Source organism: Pedobacter yonginensis (assembly GCF_003173595.1).
Lineage (GTDB): Bacteria > Bacteroidota > Bacteroidia > Sphingobacteriales > Sphingobacteriaceae > Pedobacter > Pedobacter yonginense.
Genome location: NZ_QGNZ01000001.1, coordinates 1,462,845 through 1,481,264 on the forward strand (window position 1 = coordinate 1,462,845; position 18,420 = coordinate 1,481,264).

Sequence of the window (18,420 nt, forward strand, 5' to 3'; positions counted from 1 at the left end):
GTGATTAAAGTTTACCGTAAACGGCGTATGCGATAACAAATGCAAATACGGCTGCTATTAAACCAAACATAAAAATATTGTAGGCTAAACGGATGAGCTTGTATTTTCTCCCCAAAACAACGCCCTGCGAGTACACATCGGTTATTAATGTTCCATACAAGAAATCTTTATCGTTCATTACCTTAACCATGCCATCGGTATAGCTTGGCAAACTCATTTTATAAAAGTTACCGAAGAAAAGCAGGTTTACTTTTTTGTTGTCCATATCTTCTTGGGTAAATTCTCCCTTTGGGATGGATGGACGGGTTGACAATATAGATACCACCACACAGGTTAAACTTACCATTAGGAGGATAAAGGTTGGGATAATAAGGTTCCCATGATCTTCTAACCGCCTTAAAAGCAAACTTACGATTAAGGACAACATAATGGAGTTAACGGTGATGAGGATGTGTGCTTTGTTATCGGCCATATCGCTCAGGCGCTGGTTGTTTGCCGATGTAATCCTGAACATGGTTTCTATGCCTTTATCGGGTCTGCTATCTTTAGATTTTTTATTGCCGTTTTTTACCACTTCTGGGGCAAAGTTTTTGGGTTCTGCAATCTCTGTGGCGATTACTTCTTGTGAGGTTAGCTTGCTTTTAAGCTTTTCGATGTTTTTCTGTTTCTGATCGTTAAGCAATAATGCGGCATAATCGGTATGGTAATGGTGCGACTCCATAAATTGGATGTCTTTCTTGCGCCATTCTTTTTTATTGATGTCTTTTTTATAAATCTGCTCTACTTCTTTGTGCATCAATTTGCCTTTTTCTCTAAAATCTGACAGTCCTAAATGAAAAAGGTCTGCATCGCATAAAATTTTATCGAGCTGGGTATTTGGCTTTTGTGGGATTTTGGTGCTCAAGATGGCTTCGCTTACGCTTTTTCTAATTTCTGCGTTCACTTTGTGCTTGCTTAGGTACTCTTCTGCCAGTTCTGCGCCTTTTGCTTCGTGGTTTAGCGCGTCTTCAAAGTATCCGGTATCGTGAAAATAGGCCGCAACGGTAACTACAAAGAAATCTTCTTCGCTAAGTTGATAGTGATTGGCAATTTGCTGTGCTGCGTTAACTACTTCTTTGGTGTGTTTATAGTTGTGGTAAACCAATCGTGGATCGCTGTGGGTATCGAAGTATTGGCTTACGTGTTGCTCTACATCTTCTTGGAGTTGCTTATAATTCATGAGCATATGTGTTGAAAATGTTTGGGGTAATGGGGAATGATGTCATTTTGAATCTAATCTGAGGATAATTTTCTGATTGAGGTTAAAATTAAGCTAAATTTCATAAAATATTAAGCACATCTTGCATCAATCAGTTTATACGCTACTATTTTACTTTTGAGTTATGTGTTGGCTTGTATGCTGACTGTGGTTTTAATTGCCTGAAAAACTTATTATTTCTGCTCCTTTATTTTGTTTTAACGATAAACAATGAAAGGGCAAATAGGTTTATGCTGTGCCAAATTAAATTTGATTTAACTTATAATCTATTGAAAATGAGTTATTATTTATATTTATTTAATTTTTAGGGCAAATCTTTTTCGAAATTTGAATGCAAATTTGTAACATTGCACTCGCAAAAAACAAATGTTTTTTCCGGGGCCTATAGCTCAGTTGGTTAGAGTAGAAGACTCATAATCTTTTGGTCGCTGGTTCGAGCCCAGCTGGGCCCACAAACCCTTCAGTGAAAACTGGAGGGTTTTTTTGTGGATTTTAATTTTTGATTGATGGTAGTTTTTTGGCTGATGGGTATAAGTTAGAAAAACTTAATGGTTGAGGTGATTTATTAGTTAAAATTAGTTTTTTGAGAACATTTAATTTGAACCCCCTAAGTTGTGTAAGGTATGAAAGGCGGGGCTCTTAGATTTTTTCTTAATTAAGAATGTCTAATTTCATTTAGCAGGGAGCGCATACTTGTAAATTATAGCGTTTTTTCCTTCGCTTATGCAGTAGTATGACTTTCCATCTGGAGTAAAACCAATGGCCTCCCCTTGTCGCTCTAGTGTGTAGGGTAGTTTTGTGGGCGTCCGTTTTAAGGTTTCAGCAATTGGTTCGTTTCCCTTTCTTAACCAATAATACACAGTCGTATAAGTTTTTATGATGATTTGCTGCCCATCACGGGAGATATCACCTGCAACAATATACTTCAGCAAACCTTTGCCTGGAAGAAAAAGACCGCCTTGCTTTTTCATGGTAACGGTATCATTTTTTTTAAACTTTAGTGATGCCGAATAAATGCCAACTGTATCTTGTCGTTTGGATATGATGAGAAGCTCATTCGTAATGGGATCAACCATCAGTGTTTCGGCATCTTGCGGTCCATTTGGATATTTTAGATGGATTGCTTCTCCTACGATTTGCATCTTCTTGGTAAAGTTGCTCGGCTCTGGCAATCTATATACGGTAACATAAGGACGATTAGAGGCGTTGTCTCCGATGTCGCCTAAATAGATATAACTCTTATTTTTTATTGGGCCAGGGCCAGCAGCGATGTCTTCGCAATCGGCAACGCCAAGTTGTTTTATCGATGGATCGCCCTTAAAGTATATTGTAGATACCAAATTGCCTTTGGCATCCATGGCAAAGATGCGCGAGGTGTCTCCGCTATCGTTATGTACGTAAAAAAGGTTGTTTTTAGAGATCACCAAGCCTGAGATTTCGCTGAGTTCTGCCGGAATAACTTTGGTTACGGTATTCTGCGCATCTGCACCTTTAAGAAAGCATAGCATCATAAAAATAGGTGCTACAATTCTGGATGGCGTTAATACGCGTAATCTATTTTTTTTGATGCTCATGGTGTTTCTAAGGGGTTGATTTCCAATGACGAATTTGAACATCCTTTTCCAAACTATCAAGATAATTGATAAAAAGACAGCATTTAAAAAGACGGAATTGCAAATCCCGATTAGCAGATTTGGTGGAGATAGGCAATCTCGTCCATAGAGCTGTGGATCGCAATCCACTGATATAAGTATTTATGAAGGATTAAAAATCCTTAGTTCCCAAGACGGGATTACAAATCCCGACTAGCAAAAGCTGGTCGAGATTTGCAATCCACTAACACAATCATTTATGAAGGATTAAAAATCCTTAGTTCCCAAGACGGGATTGCAAATCCCGACTAGCAAAAGCTGGTCGAGATTTGCAATCTCGTCCGTAGAGCTGTGGATTTGCAATCCACTAATACAATCATTTATGAAGGATTAAAAATCCTTAGTTCCCAAGACGGGATTGCAAATCCCGACTGGCAGATTGGTCGAGGTTGGCAATCTCGTCCATAGAGCTGTGGATCGCAATCCACTGATATAAGTATTTATGAAGGATTAAAAATCCTTAGTTCCCAAGACGGGATTACAAATCCCGAATAGCAAAAGCTGGTCGAGATTTGCAATCTCGTCCTTAGAGCTGTGGATTTGCAATCCACTGATACAATCATTTATAAAGGATTAAAAATCCTTAGTTCCCAAGACGGGATTACAAATCCCGAATAGCAGATTGGTCGAGATTTGCAATCTCGTCCATAGAGCTGTGGATTTGCAATCCACTGATACAAGTATTTATGAAGGATTAAAAATCCTTAGTTCCCAAGACGGGATTGCAAATCCCGACTAGCAAAAGCTGGACGAGATTTGCAATCTCGTCCGTAGAGCTGTGGATTTGCAATCCACTGATACAATCATTTATGAAGGATTAAAAATCCTTAGTTCCCAAGACGGGATTGCAAATCCCGACTAGCAAAAAATCTCGTCCATAGAGCTGTGGATTTGCAATCCACTGGTACAATCATTTATAAAGGATTAAAAATCCTTAGTTCCCAAGACGGTCTTGCAAATCCCGACTAGCTTGAGGGATTGCAAATACCGACTAGCAGAATTTACAAATCCTCGTCCGTATTCAAAGGCAATAACAAATCGGAATCGTTGTTTGGTTTTTTTAAGGTTGAAACCGCATTAACGCGTTTGCTCACCATTTCTCGTTTCATTAACTCTTGCGGGAACGTATCGAGCACAGTAAGCTTGGTATTAAGCGGTAAAGTTTTGCTCAACCAAATTTCTTCTTCGGCTTTGGTTAAAATTACGGACATGCGTTTTTTAGCATGTATTTCTGCAACCAGAGGGTTAGCCTCGGTTGTTAAAATGCCGTAGGTACGGAATTTCTCTTTCGTTTCAGGATCAACCCATTGCGACCATAAACCTGCGAAACAGAATAACTTTCTGTCTTTTACGGTAAAGCGGTAAGGTTGCTTATCGCCTACCCCAAGTTCTTTCCATTCGTAAAAGCTATCGGCCATAACCAAACAGGTTTTATGATTGACCAAAAGTGGCCGCCAGAGCTTGCTTTCCATTGCCGTTTCGCTTTTAATGTTCCAAGTGTCGCGCGTTAGCTTTAAGCTATCGGCAAAGTAAGGTACAATACCAAAAGTCATCTGCTGGATGATGTCAGGCTCATCCGCAGTAATTACTAATCCTTTCTGTGTAATGGCGAGGTTATAGTTTGGGGTCCACTCACCTTGAATTTGGTGTGGATGGCTTTTTAGGATTTCCTTTTCTTCGGCTGTTAATGTATATCTGGCGCACATGTTTTACATTTAATGGATAACACGCCAACCAGTGCTATAGTTTTACGGCTTGCCTTTAGGCTTAGGTTTATCGTTAATTTGGTTAAGGGTTGATGCTTCCTTTAATAAGTACTGTTTAATTAATTCGATTAATGCTTCCATCTTATTTAACTTTTATAATGTCGTTCCAATTGGTTGTATAGCTGGGTCTTAGAAATTCTCGCTTCATCGTCCATTCTTGCGCTTTACCTTCGCCAGCCATTCTTAAGGTTCCTGAGCCATAGTGTAAATTAAGTCGATCTAATACTTTCGATACCTGATCGTGTTTTACGCCCTTAAATGCCGTAAAAATATTCAGCTGTACTTCGGTTTCTGGAAGCAAGCCTGTGGCGGTAACTTCTACCTTTTGAAAGAGATAACCGCGGAGGTAAATTTTTTTTAAGCCGAACAATGCGGTGTTTACGAGATTGACCGTGTTGTTAACCGGATGGGCTAAGGGGATGGTAATGGCTGGGTAGGCTTGCAAAGCTTCGGGACCAAATTTGTTGGTTAACAAACGAACCGAAATTACACTGGCACAGAGCTTTTCGCGTCGGAGTTTAACGCCTAAGCGTGCTGCATAACTTGATGTGGCTTCTTTAAGTTGGTTGTAATCTGTGGTCAATTTTCCGAAGGCTCTGCTGGTGCACATGCCTTTTTTTGGATCGAGTACGGTTTTTAGCGGAATGCAACTTTCGCCCCAAAGTTCTCGCCACATTCTTAAGCCCACAATGGTCATGTTGCTCTGCACCCAATCCATAGGCAAGGCTCTAAACTGTGCGGCTGTTTCTATTCCGCCTTTAATCAGTTTGTGCGCAAACTGCCTACCCACGCCCCATAAATCTTCTACAGGGTAATCGCTAAGGGCATTTGCAATTTGTGCTTCGGTTTGAAGCACCATTACGCCATTGTGTTTTTTTGAGGTTTTATTTGCCACCTTGGCCAGCACTTTGGTTGGGGCTATGCCCACGCTAATGGGAATCCCAGTATTTTTAATTACGGTTTCTCTAATCTCCTTTCCATACTCGTATAAATTATCGAAACCACTTAAACCCAGAAAGCATTCGTCTATGCTGTACACCTCCACATCGGGGGTAAACCGTGCCAAATTAGTCATTACCCTTGCGCTAATGTCTCCGTAGAGGGTATAGTGACTGCTGAATACGGCAATCTTGTGCTTCTCAATTTCTGATTTAATTTTGAAAAACGGTGCGCCCATTGCAATACCACATGCCTTCGCCTCGTTGCTACGGGCAATTACACAGCCATCATTATTGCTCAACACCACTACCGGAAGGCCGTTGTACTGTGGTTCGAAGAGCCTGTGGCAGCTTGCATAGAAATTATTACAATCGGCCAGTGCGAACATGGTTCTGATTTGAATGGGGTAAACAGGTCCATGTAACTGCTCCAAATACGGTGATGTTTTTACCTGTAATGTTCATGCAGGCGTCCATCCCATCGTTAATGCACAGATAAGTATGGGCACCATTTACAAGAAGCTTTCGGGTAAGCCATTCATCATCTACGCAGCAAACGATTAACATACCAGATTTTACTTGGATAGATTTATCTACAATGATGATGCTGCCTTTCATAATGCCGAAATACCTCATGTGATCGTCGTCGGCTTCAAAATAAAAAGTGTTTGTTGGATCGCTCACAATCCGCTGTGCAATATGCAATCTTCTTTGTTTGTAATCCTCTGCGGGAGATATGAAGCCTGAAACACGGCCTGGATTGTCAAGCGTATCAAGTACATTATTTTTGGGTATCTCTAGTTCTCTAATCATAACAGGGTTGAATTATAGATCAAAAATACTAAAAATATTAGCAAAATAAAGAGATGTGGATACTTTGCTTACAACCAAAGCTAATAGGCTGTTAATGATGAATTTAATAATCTTTATTTTTGTTTATAACTTGTTTTAAAAGATGGCAAATAGCTCAAATCTTATCTGTATGTGATTGATATTTTAGTTGACCTTTCACTACATGCCGATTAAAATATGTGTAAGGATATCAAAACTTGATGGCTGGTAGAGCGACCGCTAGGGAAAAATTCTGATGCCATTTATTTAAATAAAAAAATACAACCTGCGTAAAAAATTATTTATTTTGTAGAAAATTAACCCTTTCAAACAAACTCAAACGCTCCAGATGATCGATAGCATATAAAGGCTAATATCGTTTCCGTAAAACGAATGTATAAATCGGCTCGAAATTAAGGCTATTTAATACCAAACAACTTCCCTATCTTCTATGAAATCAATGACAGAAACTAAGGCGCTGCTCGAATCGTCTAATTATTTTTATATCATTATCGCCGGTATGGATGGAAATTACGCTTATGTAAATCCACACTATGCTGAACAATTCTCTTACATATCTGACGACTTCGTGGGCCAACCCTATCACGTTACGATGCACGAAGACGACCGCCAAACCTGTCAGGAGGTATCCATAAAATGCTTTGAAAACCCAGGTCACCTTTACCCGGCTACAATCCGCAAGCACGATGGTAAAGGAGGTTATCTTTATACCCAATGGGAGTACAAGGCCATTTTTGATGATGCGGGGCAACCACTCGGTATTTTTTGCTTAGGTTACAACATCACCCAATTTGTGTCCGATCGCGAGCATCTGGAAGGTGCAATCAATAAAATTGAGCAAACAAATTCTCTTTTGAACAAAATTTCCTATCAGCAAGCCCATTTAATTCGTGCTCCCTTAACCAACATCCTTGCCCTTACCGAGATATTGGAGAAACGCTCTGATAGCGAGGAGTTAAAATCAATATGTACGATGATTGTAGAAAGTGCAATTAAGCTTGATGGCGTGGTAAAAGGGATTGTAGATGACATTGGCACCGGCCAAGAAAATAAATCCTAATCAAAAATGGCTTCGACAAAACAACAGGCGCAAAAGTAGTGTTCTATTGATGTTAGTTGTCTTATCTATAACCCTCAAATTTGTCGAAGCCAATTGAAAAAGATTTATAAAATCATGATTATTGATGATGATAATATCGCACTCTTTTTACATTCAACCATATTAAACGATTATGGCATGGTAACCGAACCTGAGGTATTCAATTCGGCACTGCCGGCGCTAAAACATTTCGAAAAAGATGATGACAATGTGGCTAACCTCATATTCTTAGACATTAACATGCCGGTAATGAATGGATGGTCGTTTTTAGAAGCGATAAAAGATCATGCTAATGACAACAATACAAAAGTGGTTATTGTAACTTCATCTACAGAAGCTAGCGAAAGAGAAAAAGCAAACGCTTACAGCTTGGTTAAAGGTTTCTGCACCAAGCCACTTAACGAACAGCAATTGATTAAACTTCAAGCTGATGCTCAACTGGCACCTTTTTTCCGCCTCTAGGTTTTAACATTTCTATTCAGCTTAAAAAAAATTGCGTTTATGGATGTTATGGGCCATCTTGTTGCACCACATCTAATCATACGAAACGTGAATATAACCGATCGGTGAAGTTTAATCTAAATTTTGTAGCAGGCATTATTTTCGATGCGATTGTAATCGAAATTTATTCTCCGCTATCTGATAATGCAATTAAAATGGCTCCCCCGAGCATCACGGTTCCTCCAACTACAATTTGCCAGGTAAGTTTTTCTTTCAAAAAAATTACAGAGAGCACAATTGCCACCACCAACGACATGCGCTCGATGGTAGCCACGTATGAAGCAGGCCCCATACTCAATGCCTTATAAGAAAACAAGGTTGAAAGCGTAGTAAACACACCAGCTGAAAGTAGAAAAATCCATGCGTTTTTTTCTATCCCTCTCCACGATTCAAAGTTTCCTTGATACAGCACTACTGCCCAGGTAATGAATACAATAAGCAGCGCCTGAATGGCAAATGCTAAACTAGGATCTACATTTTTTAATCCAGCTTTTGTTAATACGATAACAAGTGCAGCAGATATTGCCGCAAGCACCGCCCATAAAATCCACATATATTTTTCTTTTTATATATAACATTAAAACCGCCCAAAGGATTGTAACAAAGAACATGAGCCTTGAAATGGAGCAAATTAATGCCGATTAAGATGCGCTAAACCGTACGGATAGTGTTTATTGCTGGTACCCATTCGTGTTTGCCACAGCGCGTACATTGCTGTTTACTTTCCAGCTCCTCCACATTTCCACAGCGGGTACAGGCATACAAACCCTTTTGTGCAATATGCTCCGACCTAAGACTATAGGGCTTAGGGAATATGGGAAGCCCTTGCTTGGTTTCTTTCACATCATAGTATAAAAAACTCACTTGGCCGTTGGTTTCTAGCACGGCTATTCTAACCTGCCCCAAGTGCTCAATATTCTGCACGCGCATCTCCGCAAAAAATTCATCCTTTGCAAAGTTGGAATCGCCCGCTTCCGAAAGACTAAATTTACCTTCTTCTATGATGTACATCGGTTCACCTTCCAGTAAACGTTCTACTTTTTCGCTCTTTGATGTGAGATAGGTAATTAACCTGTAAACCATTAAGATAACCGCAAATACCACCAATGCCGGCAATATCGCAACATCTTGATTAAACATCGGGTCGCCCGCGGCCGAGCCCAGCGCAATGATAATGGCAACCTCAAATATACTTAACTGACGCACACCTTTCTTGCCTGTGGAGCGGAGAAATAATAGCACTAACACGAACATGATTACAGTTCTAATTACAATCTCTAAGGTTAGCGAAAGATCAAGGTCGTTTAAAAAGATGGTGGTCCATTCGGGTTTATTCATTTTCCTTTTTTATAAACCAACACTAGAAAAAGAAAATTGTTGTACTTGGTTAGAGCATATCGGCAAATAGTTTCGAATAATAGTGCTTTTCGACTAAACCTTTTGCCCCTATAAATAACATTTTTATACATTTTGAGGGAAGGAATTGGCCCACAATTGATTACCTAGCTGATTTACTGGTAAAAAACGCACCTACCTGTAAAGCTTACGTTTTTATCACATGGATTGGAAAACACAACATGAAGGATATGATTGGCGAAAAATTAAACAATCGCAAGATTTCGGAGTTAATAAAGGTAAAGATCAATTATACTCCACCTACAATATGAAAATCGGCATTATCGCTCATTTAAAACATCCAATAAAAACACCCTTTGCAGGTGGCTTAGAAGTCTTCACCCATCAAATTACAACATTATTAGTCGAACAAGGGCATGAAGTGCTACTATTTGCCAGTTCCAAATCAGACGAAACCCTGCCTGTACATGCTATTCTATCGGATGACGATTATGATGAGGATAGCGGATTCAGGATTAAGAGAAAAGATCTTCCTTCAGAATATATTGCAGAACATCATGCTTATTTCAAACTGATGAACTCGATTGATGATTTTGGGTTCGACGTTATTTTTAACAACTCCCTTCACTATATTCCAATTACAATGGCAAATACCATAAAAACGCCAATGTTAACGGTTCTGCATACCCCACCATTTTACGAACTCGGTTTAGCCATTCAAGCCGAACGTAAACACCCGGTAATAAATTACGTAACCGTTTCGGAGCAAAGTGCCATTAATTGGAAACATTTAATTGAAAGTTGCCCTGTAATACCGAATGGAATTATGATTGACGATTGGACAAGCAGTTTGCATCCAAATGAAGAGTGTTATGCAGTATGGTTTGGAAGAATACACCCTGATAAAGGTTTGCACTTCGCTATTGAAGCTTGCAAAAAAGCGGGCATCAAATTAAAAGTTGCAGGCGGAATTGCAGATCGCGATTATCATAGACATAAAATTCTTCCATTGGTTGATGAAAATGTCGAATTCCTAGGACTCTTAAATCAAAAGGAATTGAATAAACTAATTTGCGGCGCACGCGTTTGCGTAATTACCCCTTGTTGGCAAGAACCTTTCGGTTTAGTGGTGGCTGAAGCCATGGCATGCGGTACGCCAATTGCTGGCTTTAAAATGGGTGCTCTTCCAGAATTAATCGATGAATTTTCGGGGATATTGGTTGATTTTAAAGATTCAACAGCCTTAGCCGAAGCCATTAATAAATCGCAATTATTGGACAGAAAAAAGGTGGCAGCGGCTGCACAACAATACGACATCAAAAAAATGACAGCTAGATACGAGCAACTGCTTGAACAAGTAGCGAATAAACAAATGGCCATGACCGCATCCTAATGATTGAGATAGAACAACAATATACAAGCAAAACCTACCTTTTGGAGGGCCTTAGAGAAACCCTAAAGGAAATTGAGGCGCATGCTGCTGCATCAGAACATGATCCAGAGGGACTAAAAAAAGAGTTTCAATGGCTTAAAAAGAGTGGCCTGTTGGCTGTAGTATTGCCTGGAGAACCATTGGATTTTAATTTCCCCAATATGACTGCAATGCTCGAGCTATTGAAAGAGGTAGGTAAAGCAAACCTTTCGGTGGGGCGAATTTTTGAAGGACACATTAATACGTTGTATTTGATTCATCTTTATGCCAGCCCCGAGCAACGCACCAAGTGGTACGATGGCGTTAGAGACCATGGGCATCTCTTTGGCGTATGGAACACCCAAGCCCAAAATGGCATCGTGTTTTTAAAGAATGAAGAGCAATTCCAAATACAGGGAAGCAAAACCTTCTGCTCTGGCGTGGGTATAGTTGACCGTGCACTGGTTACCGGAAATATAGATAGCGAGGATAGAAAAGGCTGGCAAATGAGCATTGTTGATATGTCTAAAATTGGCATTGATAGAGTCGATCAAGACAGTTGGAAACCATTGGGCATGAAGGCATCAAGAAGTTATACAGTTGATTTTTCTGGCTATGTAATTGATGCATCAGACTTTATATCTCCGCCAGGAACATACCTCACACAGCCTTACTTTAGTGGTGGAGCCATTCGATTTGCTGCCGTGCACCTTGGTGGTGCGGAAGCCGTTGCCGAGCATACCATTACCTATTTAAAGGAGTTGGGCAGGACCGAAGATCCAATTCAGCGAATGAGAATTGCTAAAATAATGATGCAATTGGTTTCTGGCAGGCTTTGGTTGGAAAAAGCTGGACACAATTACGATGAATGGTCCAACACAAGCGGGGAAAGTGAAAAACTTATTGCCTTTGCAAATATGACAAGGGTAAGCATTGAAGATATCTGTTTGCAGATTATGGACGAAAGCAATAAGTGCGTGGGTGCTAGAGGACTTATGGCGCCCTACCAACTGGAACGCATTTTTAGAGATCTTACTTTCTATCTCCGCCAGCCGGCACCAGATGCCACCCGATTAAACGTAGCCGATTTTTTCATCAAACAAAAGAAAACCTATGGATTCGGCATTTAAGATAGAAAGCTTCGAGCAGTCTGCTAAAGAAATCAGTGTGTCAGATTTAAAATCCATAAATCGATGCTTAGTATTGGTTCCGCATCCTGACGATGAATCATTGGCTTGCGCAGGCTTAATTGCGAAACTAAATAAGCAGGGGGCGCAGGTGAAATTTATTTTAACCACAGATGGTAGCCAATCGCATCCAAATTCAAAGTTGTATCCCGCACAAAGATTGGCGAAGCTCCGCGAAGAAGAACTCAAGGAAGCCATTACTCTATTGGGATTGAGCCCCAATACCATAAGCTTTTACAAAGGTCGAGATTCTGCATTGCCAGCCCGCGGTGAAGATGGCTTTGAAAATTTGGTATCCCGTTTGGCTACAGATTTGGATGGATTTAAACCCGATTTGGTGTTGGTGCCTTACGAGCTCGACCCACATCGCGATCACCGTGCAACTTGGCAAATGCTGATGGCGGCATTAGAACGGGGAAATGTTAACCGACCAAGAATTTGGGAATATCCAATATGGCTTTACGAACTTGCCGATGAAAGGGATTTACCCAAACTCGGAAATGACGAACTAAAGTACCTGAACATCGCATCAGAAATTGAATTAAAAAAGAAATGCATTAATGCGCATAGCTCTCAAACCACAAAATTGATTGACGATGATCCGACTGGATTTATATTAAGTGAAAAAATGATCGCCAATTTTACTACAGGGCGAGAATATTTCATGGAAAGAGGCAAGATCAATCCCAATGCAAGCCTCTCCGAAGATTATTTTGAGACGCTTTATAGCAGTAACATCGATCCTTGGAACTTTGAAAAAAGTGAATACGAACGCGAAAAATATGCTACATCCATACAGGCAATCCCACAAAGACAGTATGAAATGGGTTTGGAAATCGGCTGTTCGATAGGTATTTTCACCAATATGATTCAGGCGCTTTGTAGCAAGCTCATCGCGATGGACATTAGCGGCACCGCTTTGCAAGAAGCGAAAATCCGCTTGGCAAATCAAAATCATGTGGAATTTAGGCTTGGTGGCATTCCTCAAAATTTTCCTTCAGAACACTTCGATTTGATGGTGATGAGTGAAGTTGGCTATTATCTATCCATGGACGATTTGATGGTGACCAAAAATTTGATTGAAAAACAATTGAATGCAGGCGGAATTTTACTTTTGGTACACTGGACGCACTTTGTAGTGGATTATCCTTTATCTGGTGATGAAGTACACGCCTGTTTTTTAAATTCTTCTTTAAAACATTTAAATGGCTCCCGAACGCCAGATTACCGAATAGATGTTTTCCAAAAATAATTACGAAATGGCTACCTCCATTGCATTTTACATCCACCACCATGGTTCTGGTCATTTAATGAGGGCTTTGCAAATTGTTAAAGCCCTGGGTGATGTTCCAATAATCTTGATGGGAAGTGGACTATCAAATGTTAAAGATTTGCCCGTAAATGTATCGATTGTGCATTTACCATTTGATACAGCCCAAAATGATGATGAACAATTGGTTTTGGAAGACACATCCATGGGTTTTCATTACGCTCCAATTGGTGTAAAGGGAATTAGAGAAAGAGCGGCAATGATGACGGCCATTTTTCGAGAAGCTTATCCATTAATTTTAGTGGTAGATGTTTCGGTAGAAGTTGCGTTGCTCGCACGCCTCTCAGGAATTCCGACAATCATCATGCGTCAGCATGGTAAACGCGACGACCTACCCCATGTATTGGCCTACCGCAGTGCGGAACTGCTGGTTGCCCCATTTTCCGAATCGATGTACCAGGGCCAGAAAGACGAAAACTATCAAAAAACCTTTTTTACGGGTGGCTTTTCGAGGTTTGACCAGCTGGGGCCTACGGATAAAACTGATGGAAAAACGGTTTCAATCTTAATTGGCAAAGGTGGCACTTCATTTAACTTATCTGTTATAGAATATATCGCAAAATGTTGCCCATCTTATCGCTTTCATGTAATCGGACTGCAAGCAAGTCAAGATTTGGGGCTGAACAATGTTGTTTTCCACGGACAAACGACAAAGCCAATTGAGTTGATGAATGCATCTGATTTGATTATTGGCAACACGGGTCATAATACGGTTATGGAAGTAGCCACATTAAATAAGCGCTTTATTGGCGTACCCGAAAATCGCCCATTTGATGAGCAGGTGTGTAAAGGAGAAGCTATTCGCCACCTTTCTGGTATTGCGATTTTATCTCCTGATGAACTTTTATCTGCAAATTGGTTCGGCTTAATAACGGAATTAAAAGCGAAAAAGGTAAACTGGGAAGAAACCATAAACCCAAAGGCATTGGAAGAGCTGGCTCAAGTGATTTTGACTACAGCGCAAAAGCTATTTTCGGGGCATTAATCTTTAACGGCCTGTTCAATTTGCAAGGGTTTCGGAAGTCTCAGCACCTCGATTTTATCAGGCTTCCTGATCACCAACCCCATTTCTTCAAATTTATTAATCCAACCCTCCATAGGCCAGATTTTCCATTTTTGGTAAAAGCATTCAGCATTGGAAATGATATCCCTAAAATGATTTAAGGGTGGCGAATAGCTTGGATGATGCTGGTGAAATGCAAGTGCATCAATTGTTTTTAATGGGATTTGTACGGCCCTCGCCTTGAAAGCAAAATCGGTATCCTCACCGCCGTAGCCTATAAAATCTTCATCAAAACCTCCAATTGAATTAAAGATTGATTTGCTACAGGCGAAATTAAGCGACCAAAACAATTCATAGGGAAGAGGATTTACACCCGCCCGAATGGGATCGGGCCTGCTTAAAGCAATGAGTTGTTTTAAAAATTGAGGATGCTCATCGGCGTTATTCTGCAAATATCTAACTTGGCCAACCAACAAACTTTCTGATTGCTTGGCAGATGCATAATTAGCGATTAGGTTGGCATCTGCGATACAGTCAACATCCAAGAAAATCAACAAATCTCCACTCGCCTCTTTTGCCGCACGGTTACGCGCAGAAGCAAGCGGTAGCGTACCTGTGTGGTTAAGCCGAATGGTTTTAACTTGAAATGGTAACACTTCAATTGCGCAGGGCTCTTGGTTCATGAACACCACAATAACTTCATGGGGTGGCGTTGTGCTTTGTTTTAATCCCTCTACAAAATTACGGAAGGCCTTTTCCCTCCCGCTCACCAACGTTAAAACCGAAATAAGTAATTTGTCCATCCTACCCTGCCATAGCGCCAGTGCCCTGTAATAATTCACCTTCCAGTTTCCTTAAACGGGGCGTGCTTTTCTGATTAAAATGCATCCGCATGGTTTTGATGGCCGAGTCGATAGATTCTAATGCCAATGCCGGGTGATCGAGTTGTAAGAGCAATTGATCAACCTTTTCCCAAAGCGATTCAAAATACACGCTTTCATCAAAAACCTTAAGTAATTCGCTATCGTTTACCTTTGCCCAGCTTGCCAACCTTGTAATATTTATCATGGAACATCCACCAGTACTTGCAAGTTTCCAAATGCTTCGTAAACGATTTTTAAATTCAAATTTAAACATCAGTGTAGCCAACGATTCTACCTTTTGCTGTTCGCTTCTCAAACTCATATCAGACCATTGCTGTAACTGAACGGAGAATCCGAATTCTACACGCCCCTCTAACCTCCCTGATGTATAAATGCGAACCTTTGGCGAGTGGCGAATTTTGGCATCAATTCTATTCAATGCTTTCCTAAATTCTTCATCTTCCAGATATGGGATAACGGGTAATCGTCCAGCTTTATCATAAATTTCGCAAGTAACCGCCAAACTTGGCCCATAACATTGAAAATGGCGTGGCCACGGATCGGTTTCTCTGGGATCGATAACAGATTCTAACCGCGTTTTTAAGAAACGATAGGTTACATCTCTTAAATGCTGGCGCTTGCTAATTGCAGGTGTGTTTTTGGGTAAAATTCGACCACCGATAACATCTGCACCGCCATCAATTTCAGATGTGATATGATGCACCCAATCTGGAGCAACCTCACTATCTGCATCTGTAGATACAATGATTCCTTTTGCGCCAGCAACGCTCATCAACCTACGATAAGCGGCATCCATTAGCAAACGTCTTGCAGTACCGATGTGTGCATATGGCGCTTCAAGCTGAATGCATGCAGCAAAAAGATTAAAATCAGGATGCTGTTTTTTATATTCCATGCAAATTGCATAGGTGCTATCGCTGCAATTATTAGCCAAAACCAACACTTCGTAGGTAGAAGCATTAATGGGCATACCCTGTTCATCTACCTGCATCCGCAAGGCATCAAGCGCCTGAACGATGAAGTCAGCTTCGTTTTTTGCCGGCACAATAACGGATAGGCGTAGTGAAGTATTCGGTTCTGAGCAAAAAAGATGGTCAGCCTGAATGGGTAAATTTTGATTCATAGGTTTTGATTGAGTTGGCGTTACAGTTTCAGCTAGAGTATAATCTTTTTGATAAATGATGTGTGATTGAGCGTCATATCAACAACACTACATTTTGATTATTTGTTTAGCCTATTTATTCATTAAGAATTTATGCCATCTCCTTAAGACTGAATGTAGAATCTCCATCAGCGAAGCCAATGCCAAGATTACCGACCATGATACACCTATAAGTTTTAAAGTTTTTGGAGACACGCTCACTTTCATTAAGAAATTAATATAGTTTTGGTAAAAAACAAGTTTATGCTTATTGTAGAGAGTTTTGAGGAATATGAGTCGTATTTGGGCAAGCAACTTGGTATTTCCCAATGGCATAAAATTGACCAGGAACAGATCAATAGATTTGCTGATGCGACTTTAGATCATCAATGGATTCATGTAGATAAGACTAAAGCGGAAAACGAAGGTCCGTTTAAATCTACAATTGCCCATGGCTATCTAACCTTGTCGCTCATTCCGTACTTATGGAAGCAGATTGCAGACATTCGCAATACCAAAATGGAAATCAACTATGGCATAGAATATTTTAAATTTGGCCAGCCTGTTTTGGTCGATCACGAAGTTCAACTTAAGGCCAAACTCATTTCTATTACTAACTTAAGAGGCATTACTAAAGTGGTTATCGAATCTATTTTATGCATTAAAGATCAGCCAAAGCCGGCATACACTGGCGAGGTGGTTTTTCTGTATCACTTTAACTAGTTAGAGATTTAGAGATTTAATAAAAACATCTTTGAATGATTTCTTAGATAATATCGAAAGAATCCCTCAGTGATCCGTCTCCTCTACTGGAGCGAAGCGGAATGGAGAGATCCTTGAAATTACCAAAGTTCAAGGATTTCTCCACTACGGTCGAAATGAACGTCCCTTTAATACGGTCGCAAGAACCCCTCAGCAATCCGTCTTCTCGACTGGAGCGCAGCGGAATGGAGAGATCCTTGAAGCTAAAAACAAAAATCCGGGTGTTGGTCGGGAAATGTTTTCTCTACCTTTGAGCTGTGGATTCTTAATTCCAACAAACAAATCCAACCTAATGCTGACTAATTTAACGTCCAAACTGCATCTACAAAATAGCCTTTAGCATCAGAGAAATGTGTAAGCACATTAAAACCTGACGATTTTGCCAATTGCTCAATTTCTTTTAAAGAATACTTTTGAGAAATTTCCATAAAGATATATTCATTTGCCGCAAAGCTGATGCGTTCCTTTTGGCCGATTTTTACCTCTTGATTTTTCAAACTAATAAGATAGCTTTTGCAAGCGCCGGTTTCAGGATCGTAAGAAGCATAGTGTTCAAAACCATCCAAATCAAAATCGCCCTCCAACTCCCTGTTAATGCGTTGTAACAGATTCAAGTTAAAAGAACTTGTTATCCCTGCCTCATCATCATAAGCGGCTAAAATTTGCTGTGGATTTTTCTTTAAATCGAAGCCAACAATAAGCATATCGCCTTTCGAAAGCAGATTTCTAAGGTCGATGCAAAAATCGCGGGCTTCATCTACATTCATATTCCCAATGTTTGCCCCCATAAACAACATTACTTTTCGGCGACTAGAAATTTCAGTTGCCCGTTTAAGCATCGCAAAATAATCTCCATTTAAGCCTTGTAAATTTAGTGTTGGGAGTTTCAAAGGCAGATTTTCTTCCAAATCTGCTATGACGTGTTCAGAAATATCAATTGGAAAATAGGTAAAATCATGCTTTTGCTCGATTAACGCTTTAAGTAGATGTACGGATTTTGTTGCATCACCCGCTCCAAGTTCAATTAAATCAAATGGGTCGCCTGGTGCGGTAATCACCTTCGCCAATTGGGCAGTTTGATTGGAAAGAATATCCATTTCCGCATCGGTTAGGTAATATTCTTCCATATTCATAATCTGTTGGAAGATGTAATCGCCTTTTTCATCGTAAAAATATTTGGACTGCATAAACTTCGGTTCAGATTTTAAGCCGATTAATGTTTCTTCCAAAAATTGTGTTTTGTTTGTTGTTGTTGTTTCAGTGGTAATCGTGCTCATAAA

General features: G+C 40.2%; 17 protein-coding genes and 1 tRNA gene. 8 read left to right on the forward strand and 10 right to left on the reverse strand.

Going from position 1 to position 18,420, the window contains the following annotated elements; all coding sequences use genetic code 11:
• Positions 1-4 precede the first annotated feature (4 nt).
• Positions 5-1,219: a Pycsar system effector family protein gene (locus tag DHW03_RS06400; RefSeq protein ID WP_109924865.1), complete on the reverse strand. Its 1,215-nt coding sequence runs from the start codon at positions 1,217-1,219 to the stop codon at positions 5-7.
• Between the two features lie 417 nt (positions 1,220-1,636).
• Here DHW03_RS06400 and DHW03_RS06405 point away from each other — a divergent pair.
• Positions 1,637-1,710 (forward strand) — tRNA-Ile (locus DHW03_RS06405).
• Positions 1,711-1,929: 219 nt separating this feature from the next.
• Here the strand turns inward: DHW03_RS06405 and DHW03_RS06410 are convergent.
• The 4 genes from DHW03_RS06410 to DHW03_RS06425 all read right to left on the reverse strand — a co-directional run bounded on the left by DHW03_RS06410 (position 1,930) and on the right by DHW03_RS06425 (position 6,427).
• Positions 1,930-2,832: a hypothetical protein gene (locus DHW03_RS06410; RefSeq protein ID WP_133248505.1), complete on the reverse strand. Its 903-nt coding sequence runs from the start codon at positions 2,830-2,832 to the stop codon at positions 1,930-1,932.
• Between the two features lie 1,079 nt (positions 2,833-3,911).
• Complete coding sequence (locus DHW03_RS06415) at positions 3,912-4,616, reverse strand: SOS response-associated peptidase (protein WP_109924867.1); 705 nt, start codon at positions 4,614-4,616, stop codon at positions 3,912-3,914.
• Positions 4,617-4,758: 142 nt separating this feature from the next.
• A complete protein-coding gene (locus DHW03_RS06420) occupies positions 4,759-6,003 on the reverse strand; it encodes a Y-family DNA polymerase (protein WP_109924868.1) in 1,245 nt (414 codons plus the stop codon).
• Positions 5,981-6,427: a LexA family protein gene (locus DHW03_RS06425; protein ID WP_109924869.1), complete on the reverse strand. Its 447-nt coding sequence runs from the start codon at positions 6,425-6,427 to the stop codon at positions 5,981-5,983. The genes DHW03_RS06420 and DHW03_RS06425 overlap by 23 nt, the downstream gene beginning before the upstream one ends.
• A gap of 478 nt (positions 6,428-6,905) precedes the next feature.
• On the opposite strand from DHW03_RS06425, the gene DHW03_RS06430 reads away from it, so the two are divergent.
• Entirely contained in the window at positions 6,906-7,526 is a 621-nt protein-coding gene (locus tag DHW03_RS06430) for a PAS domain S-box protein (protein ID WP_165825367.1), read from the forward strand.
• A 93-nt stretch (positions 7,527-7,619) separates the two neighbouring features.
• The gene (locus DHW03_RS06435; RefSeq protein ID WP_133248506.1) at positions 7,620-8,027 is read left to right on the forward strand and encodes a response regulator; all 408 of its coding nucleotides are present in this window, start codon (positions 7,620-7,622) and stop codon (positions 8,025-8,027) included.
• 163 nt (positions 8,028-8,190) lie between these two features.
• Here DHW03_RS06435 and DHW03_RS06440 read toward each other — a convergent pair whose 3' ends face one another.
• Both DHW03_RS06440 and DHW03_RS06445 read right to left on the reverse strand, forming a co-directional pair.
• Positions 8,191-8,619 (reverse strand): EamA family transporter, encoded by a 429-nt coding sequence (locus DHW03_RS06440; RefSeq protein WP_109924872.1) that lies wholly within the window; start codon positions 8,617-8,619, stop codon positions 8,191-8,193.
• A 98-nt stretch (positions 8,620-8,717) separates the two neighbouring features.
• Positions 8,718-9,404, reverse strand: a complete 687-nt coding sequence (locus tag DHW03_RS06445; protein ID WP_109924873.1) for a DUF421 domain-containing protein — start codon at positions 9,402-9,404, stop codon at positions 8,718-8,720.
• A gap of 220 nt (positions 9,405-9,624) precedes the next feature.
• Here DHW03_RS06445 and DHW03_RS06450 point away from each other — a divergent pair, with 220 nt between their 5' ends.
• From DHW03_RS06450 to DHW03_RS06465, 4 genes are read left to right on the forward strand one after another with little or no spacing between them, the layout of a single operon-like run.
• Complete coding sequence (locus DHW03_RS06450; RefSeq protein ID WP_240618478.1) at positions 9,625-10,815, forward strand: glycosyltransferase family 4 protein; 1,191 nt, start codon at positions 9,625-9,627, stop codon at positions 10,813-10,815.
• Complete coding sequence (locus tag DHW03_RS06455; RefSeq protein WP_109924874.1) at positions 10,815-11,963, forward strand: acyl-CoA dehydrogenase family protein; 1,149 nt, start codon at positions 10,815-10,817, stop codon at positions 11,961-11,963. The genes DHW03_RS06450 and DHW03_RS06455 overlap by 1 nt, the downstream gene beginning before the upstream one ends.
• Positions 11,947-13,272 carry a bifunctional PIG-L family deacetylase/class I SAM-dependent methyltransferase gene (locus DHW03_RS06460; protein ID WP_109924875.1) on the forward strand — a complete coding sequence of 442 codons (1,326 nt, stop codon included), beginning with the start codon at positions 11,947-11,949 and terminating at the stop codon, positions 13,270-13,272. Before DHW03_RS06455 ends, DHW03_RS06460 begins: the two co-directional genes overlap by 17 nt.
• Positions 13,273-13,279: 7 nt before the next feature.
• Positions 13,280-14,335: a glycosyltransferase gene (locus DHW03_RS06465; RefSeq protein ID WP_109925033.1), complete on the forward strand. Its 1,056-nt coding sequence runs from the start codon at positions 13,280-13,282 to the stop codon at positions 14,333-14,335.
• Here the strand turns inward: DHW03_RS06465 and DHW03_RS06470 are convergent.
• Positions 14,332-15,156, reverse strand: a complete 825-nt coding sequence (locus DHW03_RS06470; protein WP_109924876.1) for a glycosyltransferase family 2 protein — start codon at positions 15,154-15,156, stop codon at positions 14,332-14,334. The genes DHW03_RS06465 and DHW03_RS06470 overlap by 4 nt on opposite strands.
• Position 15,157: 1 nt before the next feature.
• Positions 15,158-16,360, reverse strand: coding sequence for a glycosyltransferase (locus DHW03_RS06475; RefSeq protein WP_109924877.1), 1,203 nt, complete (start codon positions 16,358-16,360; stop codon positions 15,158-15,160).
• A gap of 282 nt (positions 16,361-16,642) precedes the next feature.
• Here DHW03_RS06475 and DHW03_RS06480 point away from each other — a divergent pair, with 282 nt between their 5' ends.
• Positions 16,643-17,101 (forward strand): MaoC family dehydratase, encoded by a 459-nt coding sequence (locus DHW03_RS06480; RefSeq protein WP_109924878.1) that lies wholly within the window; start codon positions 16,643-16,645, stop codon positions 17,099-17,101.
• Between the two features lie 338 nt (positions 17,102-17,439).
• Here DHW03_RS06480 and DHW03_RS06485 read toward each other — a convergent pair whose 3' ends face one another.
• The gene (locus DHW03_RS06485) at positions 17,440-18,417 is read right to left on the reverse strand and encodes an L-histidine N(alpha)-methyltransferase (RefSeq protein WP_109924879.1); all 978 of its coding nucleotides are present in this window, start codon (positions 18,415-18,417) and stop codon (positions 17,440-17,442) included.
• Positions 18,418-18,420 lie beyond the last annotated feature (3 nt).

Coding starts and splice junctions, on each gene's coding strand:
- DHW03_RS06400 (WP_109924865.1), bottom strand. CDS start 1,219: ATGAATTATAAGCAACTCCAAGAAGATGTAGAGCAACACGTAAGCCAA.
- DHW03_RS06410 (WP_133248505.1), bottom strand. CDS start 2,832: ATGAGCATCAAAAAAAATAGATTACGCGTATTAACGCCATCCAGAATT.
- DHW03_RS06415 (WP_109924867.1), bottom strand. CDS start 4,616: ATGTGCGCCAGATATACATTAACAGCCGAAGAAAAGGAAATCCTAAAA.
- DHW03_RS06420 (WP_109924868.1), bottom strand. CDS start 6,003: ATGTTCGCACTGGCCGATTGTAATAATTTCTATGCAAGCTGCCACAGG.
- DHW03_RS06425 (WP_109924869.1), bottom strand. CDS start 6,427: ATGATTAGAGAACTAGAGATACCCAAAAATAATGTACTTGATACGCTT.
- DHW03_RS06430 (WP_165825367.1), top strand. CDS start 6,906: ATGACAGAAACTAAGGCGCTGCTCGAATCGTCTAATTATTTTTATATC.
- DHW03_RS06440 (WP_109924872.1), bottom strand. CDS start 8,619: ATGTGGATTTTATGGGCGGTGCTTGCGGCAATATCTGCTGCACTTGTT.
- DHW03_RS06445 (WP_109924873.1), bottom strand. CDS start 9,404: ATGAATAAACCCGAATGGACCACCATCTTTTTAAACGACCTTGATCTT.
- DHW03_RS06450 (WP_240618478.1), top strand. CDS start 9,625: ATGGATTGGAAAACACAACATGAAGGATATGATTGGCGAAAAATTAAA.
- DHW03_RS06455 (WP_109924874.1), top strand. CDS start 10,815: ATGATTGAGATAGAACAACAATATACAAGCAAAACCTACCTTTTGGAG.
- DHW03_RS06460 (WP_109924875.1), top strand. CDS start 11,947: ATGGATTCGGCATTTAAGATAGAAAGCTTCGAGCAGTCTGCTAAAGAA.
- DHW03_RS06465 (WP_109925033.1), top strand. CDS start 13,280: ATGGCTACCTCCATTGCATTTTACATCCACCACCATGGTTCTGGTCAT.
- DHW03_RS06470 (WP_109924876.1), bottom strand. CDS start 15,156: ATGGACAAATTACTTATTTCGGTTTTAACGTTGGTGAGCGGGAGGGAA.
- DHW03_RS06475 (WP_109924877.1), bottom strand. CDS start 16,360: ATGAATCAAAATTTACCCATTCAGGCTGACCATCTTTTTTGCTCAGAA.
- DHW03_RS06480 (WP_109924878.1), top strand. CDS start 16,643: ATGCTTATTGTAGAGAGTTTTGAGGAATATGAGTCGTATTTGGGCAAG.
- DHW03_RS06485 (WP_109924879.1), bottom strand. CDS start 18,417: ATGAGCACGATTACCACTGAAACAACAACAACAAACAAAACACAATTT.